At 40.1% G+C, this 13,973-nt stretch carries 7 protein-coding genes; 1 reads left to right on the top strand and 6 read right to left on the bottom strand.

Annotated elements, in window-relative coordinates:
* Window positions 1-354: 354 nt before the first annotated feature.
* Window positions 355-1,053: a type III secretion system chaperone gene (locus tag BM308_RS03860; protein WP_074943021.1), complete on the bottom strand. Its 699-nt coding sequence runs from the start codon at window positions 1,051-1,053 to the stop codon at window positions 355-357.
* A gap of 447 nt (window positions 1,054-1,500) precedes the next feature.
* Here BM308_RS03860 and BM308_RS03865 point away from each other — a divergent pair, with 447 nt between their 5' ends.
* Window positions 1,501-5,883, top strand: a complete 4,383-nt coding sequence (locus BM308_RS03865) for an EAL domain-containing protein (RefSeq protein WP_074943023.1) — start codon at window positions 1,501-1,503, stop codon at window positions 5,881-5,883.
* Window positions 5,884-6,034: 151 nt separating this feature from the next.
* On the opposite strand, the gene BM308_RS03870 is transcribed toward BM308_RS03865, so the two are convergent.
* The 5 genes from BM308_RS03870 to BM308_RS03890 form a co-directional block, all read right to left on the bottom strand.
* Complete coding sequence (locus BM308_RS03870; protein WP_074943025.1) at window positions 6,035-6,901, bottom strand: hypothetical protein; 867 nt, start codon at window positions 6,899-6,901, stop codon at window positions 6,035-6,037.
* Between the two features lie 259 nt (window positions 6,902-7,160).
* Window positions 7,161-8,078: a PPK2 family polyphosphate kinase gene (locus BM308_RS03875; protein WP_143098558.1), complete on the bottom strand. Its 918-nt coding sequence runs from the start codon at window positions 8,076-8,078 to the stop codon at window positions 7,161-7,163.
* Between the two features lie 171 nt (window positions 8,079-8,249).
* The gene (locus tag BM308_RS03880) at window positions 8,250-9,266 is read right to left on the bottom strand and encodes a family 8 glycosyl hydrolase (protein WP_074943026.1); all 1,017 of its coding nucleotides are present in this window, start codon (window positions 9,264-9,266) and stop codon (window positions 8,250-8,252) included.
* A 20-nt stretch (window positions 9,267-9,286) separates the two neighbouring features.
* Window positions 9,287-9,742, bottom strand: coding sequence for a cellulose biosynthesis protein BcsD (bcsD, locus tag BM308_RS03885; protein ID WP_074943028.1), 456 nt, complete (start codon window positions 9,740-9,742; stop codon window positions 9,287-9,289).
* Window positions 9,742-13,956, bottom strand: coding sequence for a cellulose synthase subunit BcsC-related outer membrane protein (locus tag BM308_RS03890; RefSeq protein WP_074943029.1), 4,215 nt, complete (start codon window positions 13,954-13,956; stop codon window positions 9,742-9,744). Before BM308_RS03890 ends, bcsD begins: the two co-directional genes overlap by 1 nt.
* Between the last annotated feature and the right edge of the window lie 17 nt (window positions 13,957-13,973).

The following is a 13,973-nucleotide window of genomic DNA, read 5'->3' on the forward strand; positions in this document are numbered from 1 at the left end:
ATGAAGCTATGTTAAAGGATTTTGTTATAAACTCAAAGGAGATGTAACAAAAAAAAGTTCCCACCTAGGGAAATGCACAGAGAAAGATAAACTGGCACAACAGGTAAAACCGGACTGTATCAAACCTGAGTTTTATAATGGTACAAAATACCGCTAATTTAATTAAGGAATACAGTCGCACAAACCATAGAGGCCAGAGTAGGCATACTCAACAAGAGGCCGGATATATAGCTGCATTTACTTCGTTATATAAGGTTGATCAAAAATCTGTTGCACATTCAAGTGGGTCCATATATATAAAACAACAATCCAGCTTTAAGCCGGATTGTTGTTCTGGAATAGTTGCAGAATATATCAGGCGAGCATAAACATACTCTGAGCAATCATCACATCAACCAGTTCTGGCTCCTGTGGATTGCCTGCTTCTCCAGGTCCTCCTCCTATTCCTTGAGCTCCTGCGGCAGAGACCATGTTCTGCTTAAGCTGAGCCTGAATATTAGGTTGGGTGCTAAGAGGCTTATTCTGTTCGTAATTCTTTTCTGCAGTAATATTGGAAACGGAAAGACTTAAGGCACAGGACTGCTCCATATCAGGAGATAACTGTACAGATTCATCGGTGAGTCCCTGACTGCTTCTTAGGGTCTGCATTATTACATCCAGAAGCTGGGTCTTCATCAGTTTTTTAAAGCTTTTGGCATTGTTAATAAAGTCGTTGATACCATCCCGAAGTACGATTGTGGTCAGCTCGTCAAGTTTGATGTCATAACATATCCATAAAACAGTGGTGTCACTGTCATAGGCTAGTCTTAGGTTATTGAATCTGCCTGCAGAAACATCCGATGTCAGAAGCATTTCAAAAAGCTCCGGGAAGGCCTTGCATTCTGCTCCTAGTCTGTCAATTCGGGTATAGATCATCAGTGTCTTAGTCCTCATGCACATGAAAAGATACCCAAATCCCGGTATAAGAGTAGAGGAAAGCGGATTAGATCCAAACTTCGCAATTTTTGGCGAGTCCAGAGATTCTAGCATTCTGTCGATACTTGCTGCATCCATATTTTGATGGATCCTTATTGTGAAATGATTAGTGCTTATTTAAAACTGTCTAATCTAATTCTAGAAGGTATCAAACAATTCAGCCATAAAATCTCGTTAAAAAAAAGGCTATTCTTAGGAATTTATTTCTAAAAATGTAGCGTAGGCTACACATCATTGTGTCAAAACAAATTCTCTATGTGACTGAAATTTTGTCTAAAATCTGGTATATAGGTTTGTTTTTTAGAAAAAAAAATGTAATACCACGCTAATAATTGGGATTAAAAAAAGATTTTGAACTGCTTTTGAAGTTAACATAAAAGAGTATGCAAGGATAATTATGTAACTCATGTTCTCTAAATAATACGATAATCAGAAATCTACCTATAGCATCGTTAAGTCTCTTTTGAAGGTGAGCATGAGTCAATAGAAATTCTGTTTTCATCTGGTAGAAAATTTGGGGTACTGATGAAGAAAAAGCTATATTCTCCTCTATTACCTGCAGCTGCAGGTGGCGGTAGCCGTCTTTTTAATTCTCATATTAGCCCCACCGGCTATGATCCTTTAACTAATCTTGCCAGCATCAGAGAGTTTCAGTTTTTAGCCCCTAATTCTGTTGATGAAATCTATTCCCTAGGGAAAATCCCTGCGGTTATTTTCTTTGATCTTGCAGGTATGAAGGCCTTTAATCTTCGTTATGGCTTTGATGAAGGCGACAATCTTTTAGTATGTTTTGCTAATATTCTGGTAGCTAAATTCGGGAAGGGCAACTGCTGCCGTTTCGGAAGTGATCAGTTTGCGGTTATCAGCTCAACTGAGAAGATTGAGGAGTGCCTGCATAGTATCTTCAGTGCTCTTGCCAATACCAATTCCGGCAAGACTTTAAACGCCAGGGCCGGAATATATGCTATATCGCATGTGGATGAGAATATCATCTATGCCATAGATAAAGCCAAAATGGCGGCAGATATCAATAAATCCTCCATTGAATCACGCTATACCTGGTTCAATGAAAAGATGAGTTCTGATTATCTTTTAAAGGAATATATTGTCTCCCATCTTGATCAGGCTATTGAGCGTGGCTGGATTCGTGTCTATCTTCAGCCTGTAATCAGAACTCTTACCAGGAGGATCTGCAGTTTCGAAGCTCTTGCCCGCTGGGATGACCCTACCTATGGTTTTCTTCAGCCAGGGCAGTTTATCTCAGTTCTGGAGAACAACGGTCTTTCATTTAAGCTCGATATGGCTGTGGCCCGTCGTACAGCACAGATCATGCGAACTATGCTTGATGAGGGAAAAAATGTTGTACCGGTTTCCCTGAATTTCTCTCGACATGATTTTACCTTAGGAGATCCTGTAAGCAGTCTTGAAAGCCTTTTAAAAGAGTTTGCTCTTCCTTCAGACTATTTTGTTGTGGAAATTACCGAGTCTGCTGTTATCAAGGATTATGCCCTGATGCGCGGCATGATAGAGAGATTCCATGAAATAGGTATTGATGTGTGGATGGATGACTATGGTTCAGGCTATTCCTCTCTGAATGTTTTAAAGGATTTTAATTTCAATGAAATTAAAATTGATATGGAGTTCCTGTCCAATCTGAACAAGCGATCTCAGATTATTATCACTCAGACGATTCAGATGGCAAAAAAACTTGGCATTCATACTCTGGCTGAAGGAGTTGAGACTGAGGAGCAGATTGAGTTTTTAACTAAAATCGGATGTGAAAAGCTCCAGGGCTATTATTTTGGATCCCCTATGAGCTTTGCTGACATTTATCCATATATTGAAAAGAAAGGCTTGCTCTGTGAAAGCCGTGAGGCCTCCTCTTTCTTTGAGCAGGCCGGTCTGGTTGAGATTCCAGATGATACTCCTACAGCTCTGTTTCTGTACGGCAAGGATAAAACATTCCTGCTTCTGCGTGAGAATGATGCCTACAGAGACATTATTATGTCTGATAAGATCTCAGATGCTGATGCCATCAGAATCAATATGAATTCCTCTGATTCAGTTTTAAGCAGAAAATTCAGAAATCTTGCTAAAAGAGCTATCGTCAATGGCGGTGAAGAGAAGATGGTATTTGTGGATAGAGGCAATTATTATCTTTTCTCTTTTGAACAGGTGGTCAGAAATCGTAATTACTCTCTGCTGTTAGCTCACATCGATGTTGTTAACTATGATTTTGGCATCAAGCAGAATCAGCTTTTAGACAACACTCTGCGCAATATTATTTCAATTTTTGACAGTATTTATCTCGTTGATATGAATACTGATTCTAGAACGGTGATTTTCAGTGATATACCGTCAGAGAGAAGCGGTGATGTTCTTTACGGCTTAAAGAAATTCTATTCCAACTATCCTGTCCGTCATATTTATCCAGATGATCTTGATCGCTGTCGTCAGTTTATGACCAAGGATTTTCTGATTGAGAATATCAATAAATATAATCGCGGCTTCTATGAGGATTCCTTCAGAATTAAAAAGGCAGATGGTAATTATGAATGGAAGGATTTCATTATTATCACTGTGCCTGAGACTGATAATAAGAAGATGTTCGTTTGTATCAAGGCCTCTTCAATGGATTATCAGTCAGACATAGTATCCACTGTAAACCGTTATTTCGGCTTTGACGAAAACAAGACCTCCAACTCTGCTATTGCCAAGGATGCTCTGCTGTGGCGAACCATGATGGAACAGAGTCATGTGAAGTTTTTCTGGAAAGACTCCCAGCGCCGTTTTGCCGGTGTAAGCAAATCGTTTCTTGATTACTACAACTTAAAATCCTTTGATGAGATCAAGGGGAAAACCGATGAAGAGGTTGGCTGGCACGCCAATAATGCTCCATACCGTCAGGATGAACTCAATGTTCTCAAAAAAGGTAAAATTATCAGAAACTCAGATGGAGAATGTGTGGTCGACGGAGTGCTAAGACCTATATCCGCTACCAAGTTCCCAATCTATAAAAAAGGCAAAATAATCGGCCTTATGGGGTATTTTATTGATCTGTCCGATAAAGAAAATACTGAAGAGTCCTCTCAGAATTCAAGATTCGTTGATCCTGTAACTGGCTTTATGAACTCTAGAGGCATTCTTTTAGCTCTGTTTGGAATGGAAAATGAGCTTCGAGATCATAATCGTGACTATACTGTAATTCTTTGTGATGTTGGTGCGATTACCTTGCTAAGACGTGAATTCGGTCTGGCATTTTCAGAAAAGGTATTAAAGAAAATCGCAGAAAAAATAAAATCAGTCTTTACACCAATGACATCCTTAGGAAGACTCCAGTCAGGAAGATTTATTATCTGTTATCGCGACAACAATGATAGTCTGACAAAAATTCTGCAGAAGCTTAAGGATGAAATCAGTAAGATAAGACAGGTTGATTCCCACAAATGTTCGTTGTCGGCTGCTCTGGGTATTGCCAAAGGTTCCGAATCCTCAAACGCTCAGAAAGTTTTGGAACTTGCATCTAAACGCATGAGATCAAGTCAGGATAGAGTTTCTCTCAAGAACATTGCAACCGGAGATATCTATTCTGATTTGCCATTGCCATATGCTTTGGTTCATCCTATTATCGAAGATGAAAAGGTTACTGATCTGCAGTATATGTTTGTTAACAGCAAATACTGTGAAATCTCCGGAAAAACTGTAGATGAGGTTGTTGGTCATACCTACAGGGAAGTATTCCCAAACTCTGATGTGCAGTGGCTTCAGTTCACCAGAAGATCCTGTCTGGGTGAAGTCTGCTCTGGCAGAATATTCGCGGATGTTATTCATCACTGGGTACAGTTCTACTGCACGCCATCGTCAAAACCAGGCTGCTGCTCGATAATGTTTACTATTGTTGATGAGGACAAAAAGTCTTTTGACAGACTAACTCGCAGCAAGACCACGGATGATTGCATTATCAGAATTGCCAGAACCTTAAACAGTGAAAACAATATCAATGTATCTATTTCTGAGGCTTTTAATTATCTTGGCACAATTATTCATCCTGACAGACTGTTTATCTTTGATATTGACGGCTGGCAGGTATCAAGAACTCATGACTGGTGCCGGAAGGGCATTGAAACGCTTTCTGGCTACCCTAGCAAATTTGATTATCGTGTTATAAGCTACTGGGAGAAGATCCTGTTTAATGAATCAAGCGTTGTGGTTCACGATACTGAGGTGGTTTCTGAATTCAGTCCTAAGCTCTATGAGTTCCTGAAGAAGCTTAATATCACCAATTTCATTGCTACCCCTCTTTATAACAATGGTAAGCTTAAGGGATATCTTGTAGCTGAGAATTATCGAGCTGACGAGCTGGTAGATACCAGACGTCTTCTGGAGACAGTTTCCTTCTTTATTGCTGATCGCAAGGCTTTAAGTGTATCTCTTGATAAACTGAAACGCTTGAGTTCTCATGATGCTTTAACCGGAGCAGGCAGCCGTAATGCTCTGTTTGAAAAAATCTCCGAGCTAAAAAAGGTATCCTCTATGCTGGGAATTGTCTTTGCAGATCTCAATGGCCTTAAGCTTATCAATGATAATCATGGCCATGCAGCAGGCGATGAGGCTATATGTGGAGCTGCTAATCTGCTCTTCAGATTCTGCGGAGAGACTAATGTCTATAGAAATGGCGGTGATGAATTTATAGCCATTATACCTAATATCTCCTTAGGCTCATTTGAAAAGGTTCGAGATAATCTTGTGGAAGCCAGTCAAATTGATAATGCCTCTTCTCTGGCTGTTGGCTTTGAGTGGTGTGAGGATTCTCGAAAGATTGAAGAATCTATGAAAAAAGCTGATAAGAAAATGTATGATGCCAAGGCTGAGTACTACAGAAATCATGATAGAAGACATAGAGAGTAGGGAAGAAATCCTTCTGTTTTCTCAAATGTCACGAGACGTTTTCAAAAATACTCATTATTTTGGATGCTAATAAAAACGGCACACTTCAACGATTTGAAAATGCTGTGTGCCGTTCAGATTGAAAAATCAGAGCTGGATTTAAATGTATCGGCTAAGCTTCATCTGAAATATGGTTCATTCCATGTGCTGCTGCAAGAATACTTTTTACAGTCTTCTCCAAAGTGAGTTCATCATAGCTTAGCTTGTCTTCAAGTTTCTCTTCATCTTCTGTAACTTCCTTGTAGGCAGGAGTTACAAGTTCTTTGTATTCCTTTATGGCCTTGGTTACAGAGGCTTCGTCTGAGAAATCCACCGTGCTGAAAAGAGTAGTGATTCTGTTAATAAGCTCAAGATTAGATGCAACTACCTTATCATCGGTTACGGTTGCCAGATCATCAATTACAGCTGTATCTGCAACTTTATAACCGTAGTATTGATCCTGGGTTTTCTCAAAGAAACGCTTGATGATGTTTTCATTAAGATCCTGTGCTTTGTCGATAAAGCTGTTTAAGGCTTTGTTAATCAGCTCGCCCTGCTCGGTATTCAGATTCTTCTTTGAATATTTATCGACAATGTTGCGGACAACTTCAAACTGGCCGTAATTGAGGTAATCAAGAAGCTTGGACTCGGTGATGTGAGAGGATAATTCTCCTTGTGCTCCTTTTAGTAAGCCTACGGACTTCTGCAGTTCATCTTTGGTAAACACAGTGCCGTCAATAGAGATGTTATTATCAGATTCGGTATTGGCTTTTGTTCCAAACAGCCCTTCAGCAGATTCTAAAATATCATTCATATTTTTCTTCTCCGCTTTCTGCTGTTCGATTTGTTTTCTGATAACTCCTTCTGCGCCGGACATTACGGATTTCAGCATGTTTTGTATTTTTTCCTGCTGAGGATCTGCTTTCACTTTCTTTTTGTTATGGTAGTTATTGCGATTAAGATCATTAAGACTCTTAGAACCGTAGCTAACTTTAATCATAAAAATCTCCTCTGATACATCCATTCTGGTGGGATATACCGTTTGTTGTTTGTCTTATGTAAAGTATGAAATATATGGATATTTTTTTAAAGCAGGAAATTGGTATTCGTGCTATAGATCTGATTATTTTTGACAAAAAATGAATCTTTTTATATTGATTTTGAAACAGAGAAGGTTCAGAAATGATCTCATCCAAAGAATAGGACTGATGTTCTAAATTCTCTGGACGAGATATGCTTTTAATCTAGTTAAATCTATCTTACTTTTTCTTGGTCTTTGAGAGTTTTAGAAGGGCATCTCCAAACTCCTTTATGTCAACATCCTCAAACAGTGATTTAACTGTATGCAGCTGACTCTTTACATCCTCTGACAATTCAGGGAAGTGAGGATCAATTGCGGCAAGATTATCTCTCACCAGCATTGCTATCAGTAATCTTGTAAACCATTTGTTATCAGCAGGAAGTACATACCATGGAGCATACTTGGTGGAGGAACGGTACAGCATATCGCTGTATAAATCCTGATAGCGATCCCAGTACTGACGCTCTCTGATATCACCGAGGTCAAACTTGTAGTGCTTATCTGGATTTATAAGTCTTTCTGCCAGACGTTTTCTCTGCTCATCCTTTGAGACATGCAGGAAAATCTTAATCATATGAAAGCCGTTCTGATACAGATACTTTTCCCAGTTGCAGATCTGCTCATATCTATCCTTCCAGATATCAGAGTCATTTTTTATCTCATCAGGCAGGGGACCGTTTTTAATCAGATCATGCAGTCTTACCGTTACCACATCCTCATAGTGAGAGCGGTTGAAGATTCCAATCACTCCACGTGGAGGCAGAGCTCGGTTGATTCTCCACAGGTAGTCATGATCAAGTTCTTCTTCAGATGGAGCTTTGAAAGAGACAATGGAAAGACCTGCCGGATTTACCTCAGAGAACACTCTTTTTACAGCGCTGTCCTTACCTGCTGCATCCATGCCCTGAAAAAGAATAATAAGACCATGTTTATTCTCAGCCCACAGTTTCTCCTGCAGAGTACAGATTTCCTGGGTTATCTGAGGAAATAAGGATGATTCAACCTCATCTCTTTTTACTTTTGGATCAGCTTTGGTACTGATATCACCTAGAGAAATTTTGTCTTTAACAAGGAAGGAATCAAGTGAGATTTTCATAACTGCTCTCCTATAACTCTATCTCAAGTATAGGAAAGATCTAGGACAATGAACAAATTAAAAGCTCTTAGATTAACTGTCTAAGAGCAGGGAAGGCAGTCTATAATAATTTTCTATTATTCTGTAAGAACATATATAAAGCACGAAAAGATATTCGTGCTTTAGTCATGATTATTTTTGTGAGAAGGCATGATTGTAAGCTAAATATGCTAGTATGGACAGACTTGCGTTGTAATAGTCATCCTTGTCGGTGAAAACTGGCTCGGAAACATTTTCTCCTAAAACCAGCTTTCTGACGTTCAGAAGTCCTGAACTCATGTTGTAATTAGCTTTTTCTCCTGAGAGTACATCCACGTAGGCAGGAGTACTGTCAGCAGGGAAAGAGGAAAACCACTTTTTCCACTCAGCAAGCTCAGGCGCATTCTCATCTTCCCAGTACAGATATACAGGAACTCTGATGGCATCATAGCTTGATCTTGCAGGCCATCTGTCGGAGACGTGAACTTTTCCATTAAGATCCTTGGTGATCCAGTCAGGGGTAATTGGAATCTTTCGTCCCTCAACAGCGGAGATCATTCTCTTGCCTTCATCAGATAACTGTTTCCATTTTTTCTGATAGGTATGCTTATTGATTGTCTTTAAAGCTGGATAGATATAATAGGATGGGTTAATGGTTACACTGCTGTTTTCAAGAAAACTTACAAGACCTGGAAGCAGTACTGGCTTTCTGGCAAAGTCTACAATCAGTGTATTCTGAATTACAGATAGAAGCTTTTCTCCTTTTTTTCTGTAATCAGGATTATTCCATTTCTTTGCTGCCTCAAGCAGAACCCAGGCAATCATCAGATCACCGTCGGTTGCATTGTTCTTATCGGTCAGAGGATCGTTCTCGTTTCTTTTATATGCCCAGATATACAGACCTTTTTCCTGATTATAAAGATTGTTATCTGTCCAGTTTAAAATCTTAGTGAAGGCATCCTGATCATCAAAGTATAGTGAAAAAAGCAGACCGTAGCTCTGTCCTTCAGTATGGGAAATCTTGTTGTTCCCTGTATCGATGATGGATCCGTCCGCTGCAAGATATCTCTGTTTGTAGTCGTCCCAGACAGATGCAAATGCAGTAGATGACAGTGATGCAATCACTAAGGCAGTAGTAAGAGATTTTTTTAAAAGGTCTTTAATTTTCATAGAAAGCCCATTATATAGTTTTAAGCTTTTTTGAATTCAAATACAGCATCACATGGCGATATGATTTCCTTGATTCTACAGATAAGCTCTGAAGGTGAACCTGTCTGTCGGAACCAGCAGTTGTAAAGACCGCACATAATCACACAGAAATACTGTAGCCATTTATCTTTGTAATCTCTGTCCTCAATTACAGGGAGATCATGATGTTTAATAATAACACGATTGCCTGCATCCTCAATCTGACAGACTCCAAATCCAAGCTTTGAGAGAATTTCATTAATTTCAAGATGCAAGGCTGATAGCGTGTCAGCAGCCTTTACTGAATGTCTGTTGGCAAGGTTCACCCCAACCTCAAACAGAAAGTCATTAACCTCTCTGTTGCTGGCATTGATGTTCATCATTTTGATGATCTGCACCAGAATTTCAATATAGCCATTTACATCTGTTTTATACGAGGAAGAATAATAACTTTTCATTACATGCCTCCAAGAACAGACTTGATGTACAGCATTTCAGTCATTTCCTTGTACTCGCCGAAGGTATTGTAGCCAATCTTGCCTCCAATTAGGAGATCGTCAAGCAGATAGTAGTCAAGAGTAATCTTAGCTGAACCTCCAATACCGCTTTTATCCTTGGCTGGATATATAGCGGATTGGATAAAGCCGTAATTGGCAAGAAATTCTGCTGCATCTTGATAATCTGCATTTGTAGGATAATAAGGAGATTCATCTTCATGATAATTCTGATATCCTAAAGATATATTAGCGTTCAGCTCTAGATTCTCGGTTTTCTTTTTGTAGTTGACAGGAATTGATGCTACAAAGTATTTCTGTGGACTGAAATAACCTCCGTGTCCGAAAGTAAAGTAGTTCTCATTGTACTTATATTCCTCGTAGTTCAGGTCGAAACCTACAGTTAGATCCTGATACATGGTTGGCTTGAATGGATGTACATAGAGTCCTCCATTCAGACCGACGTTTTTGTTTGAGAGCACGTTCTTACCTTTGTAATTGTAATATGAGCCTCCAAGATAGCCTCCCAGAAATCCATCATCATAGCCGTATTCAAGTTTTAGTCCGTTTTTAGTGACTCCGCCCCAATAGGTTCCTGAGAGCTCATCCTTGTATCCGTAGTAGGATAATAGAGAATCCTTAACGGCTGAACGTGAGGCATTGAATCTCAGTTCTCCATTCTGGGTTACCGGGTATTTGAATAGAACTCCTCCCACAAGGGTCGTTCCATGCTTTCCTACAGGTGTTACACCCAAATTAATCTTGTAGTTGTCATCTGATAATCCAAGATTAAATCCTACCCCTGAAGTTCGGTTGACTTTTGCGTTAGCCATAACGGTGGTGATATTGGAATACTGATTGACTGCATACAGAACATTTCTTGCTTCTCCTCCCATTGAACGTAAATAGGCGAGCAGATTATGACGACCAATTTCAGTGGTAAGATTCATTGAGGCAGCATTAATGCTGTTTAAACCGTAAACAAAAGATGACAAGTTTGAATATTGGTTTGGATTATTTCCTGCAAGAAGTGCTAACAGTGCTTGATCTGATATATTATTCAATCCGTGATTATTTTTAAAAGTCGATAAAAAAGTTTCTTCTAGGCTTTGTGGTTTTTTTACAGTTTCTGGAGAAGCTTTCCATGCAGCATACTGTGCATTATAAGCATTTAATGCAGCCTCGTAATCTGCCTTAAAGGTCGTCTGAATTGCATTGACTCTTTGTACTAAATTCTGCAGGCCAATATTCAGAGCATTGGTTCCCCATTTTTCCGAGGACTGGATTGACACATCTCCTGCGTACATAGAGTCAGGAGTTACGTTCATTTCAAGCTTAGCTCCGTCAAATACAGGCGTAGACAAAGTTACAGGAACAGCCATATAATTGACTTTGCTAAGTCCTTCTTCACCATCCTTCTGATTTGCTTCTACTCCAATCTTGACTGTAGTTGCAAGCTTGTCCTGCAGATCTCTAATCATGAAGTTTACTTCATTTAATGCATCCACTCTATCCTTTGGCTTCATATTCACACCTGATGAATAAGCGGAATTGCTATTCACGGTCCAAGGCAGTACCACCTGATCAGGCTTATTTGTGGCCGATAGAGAAGCCTTTCGGTTAGAGAATGGGTTACCTGGCTGATGAACAATAGTGTTAGCCGGTGCTGTCATAGAGGTTGATAGATGAGAGTCTGGAAGAATCTCATAACGTCCGTCTAAAAGAGTACGAGCTCGCTTTAACTTGGCCAGTGCTCCTTCGTAATTCTTGTTCTTGTTATCTACTTTAGCCATCAGTGTCAGAGTCTGAGGATCATCACTTGGTGCCAGTCTCTGGGCAAGCTGAGTTGCAGTTTCGTATTCCTTGTTTGACATGGCAGCATTGATGGCTCCTTTAAGGGCATCCTGAGAGTTTGGCTCGGTTCTTAAAACATTTTCATAGATAGTATATGCCTCATCATACATGCCGTTATCCTGATACAGACGGGCCATAGCCATATTAAGGGCTGGGCTGTCAGGATTTGCTTGAATCAGAGGATACAGAGTGTCATAAGCATCGGCATTACGTTTAAGTTCACGTAGTGCATCTGCCTTGCGGATAGAGTCTCCAACGCTCAGATCATCAATTGCCTTGGCACTTGAATTTGCAAGTATGGACATATTGTTCGTGATCTCTCTGGCCTTATCATAATTACCTGTTTCTGTATAAACGGTAACGATATCTGCGTACTCATCAATACCAGCTGTAGGATCTGCTGATCTTAACATTGCCTGATTTGCAAGATCTAAAGCTCTATCCTTCTGACCGCACTTTAAGTACAGATAGGCAAGATGACCTAACTGACTGGTCTTCAAGGTTGCTGGGGAGATATTCATGGACTGAAGTGTATTCAGGGCTGCATGAGGATTTCCCTGATGCAGATAAAGCTCAACCTCTGAGAAGGTTCTGTTTCTTAGAATCTCTTCTTTTAAGGCCTTTGCCTTATGATTTGTCATACCTGACCTTGAGATAGCATTTAAAGCCATTGCATACTGCTTCTGTTCATTTAAAAGCATTGCCGCTGCATATAAATCCTCATTGCTTGCGCCATTACGGGTCAGATACTGAATATGAGAATTTGAGCCGGCACTGTAGCCCTGTTTTGACAGGTATTTAGCAAGATCATAGTGCAGCCATGTTGAATTTGGATACTTGTTGACTCCTGCATTCAAGACATCAACCGCTCCTTCAATATTACCGCCAAGAGCCAGATTTTCTGCATTGCGTCTGATGCCTGGAATTGGATCAACATATGCTTTAACTGTTGTGGCCTTTATAATCTTGTCTCGTAATAACAGGGGAGCATTGTCTAAAATCTCTTTGGCCTTAGTCTGATTTCCGGCACTACGGTACAGGTAGTACAGTGTCTCGATTGCTCCTTCATTGGTTGAATCCTGTGCCAGAATATCATTTAAGGCTTTTTCTGCAGCAGAAAGATTCTTCTGCTTCATATTTACATTTGCCTTGATAAATAGGGCATCCTTGTCATTTGGAGTAGATGCCAGAACCTCATCGATAATGGCGTTGGCCTGAGCATAGTTGTTTAATGACAGATTGAAGTTTGCTTTTGCCATGAGTGCATCATGACCTAATTTACCTGCCTTGCTGCCTCCCTGCTCAGATGCTCGCTGCAGGTAATCAGCTGCTTTTGAGTAATCCTTATCCTCAAGATAGATATAGCCTAATGCTTCTAAAGCATTCTGATTATTTGGATTATGGGCAAGGATCTTCTCAAACTCTTCAATTGAGCCTTTTTTATCAGAAGCTCTCTTTGAATATGCCTTTTCGGTCAGGCTGCCGACAATAGTATCCTCGTAATGTTTGATTACATCAGTGTTGCTGCCGTGTCTTGCAGCATAGCGTTTGTACAGCTCTTCATCTGCAGTGGTTGGAGTCAGCCATAACAGAGCCTGATGTAGGGCCTTGTCTGCATCCTGTGAACGGTTGGAGTAGAATTCCAGAAGCTCAATACCCTTACGCAGTGTTGCCTTACGGTAGGTTAAAATTTTACCGTAGGTTATCTGGGCGTTGACATCATTTGGATTGTTTTTGATGTAGGATACAAGATCATTTACAGCTCTGTCGTAATAAACCTTATCTCCAGCCATGGTCAGATAGTATTCTGATACCAGTGAGCTAGGAGGCACATTACCAGAGAACATCTTGCGATATTCTGCAATTGCTGCGGAAATGTTTCCGCTCTGACTTAATGATCTTGCATGATTCAGCTGATCTGTTGAGAGATTTGCCATATTCTGTAAACGATTCAGCTGCTCAAGATACGGGCTGTTTGGATTTGCCTTGGCAAGGCGGTCTTTATAGGTCTTAGCTGTTCTGGACTGGTTGATTTCTGATGCCCACAAAGCCATGTAGTACAGGGCTTCCTCGTTATTAGGATCGGTTAGAAGGATCCTGTTTAGGGCCTGTGATGCTTTCTGATGCTGGAATTTGTCATGCCAGAACTTTGCCTGATTAAAGAGGCTGTCCTTTAGATTTCCTGAGTTGTCAGGGCTCTGAGCATAATTTGAATTTGCTCCTGTTCCCGTAGAAGAACCGTCATTTGCTGCATAGGCTGCTGGGATCAGTATTTGAGCTAGCACAAGTGCTAATATGCTTTTGTTGAAATGATTTTTTTTCATAATCTTAATCTTAATCC

The sequence above is a fragment of the Succinivibrio dextrinosolvens genome (assembly GCF_900116345.1).
GTDB lineage: Bacteria > Pseudomonadota > Gammaproteobacteria > Enterobacterales > Succinivibrionaceae > Succinivibrio > Succinivibrio dextrinosolvens_B.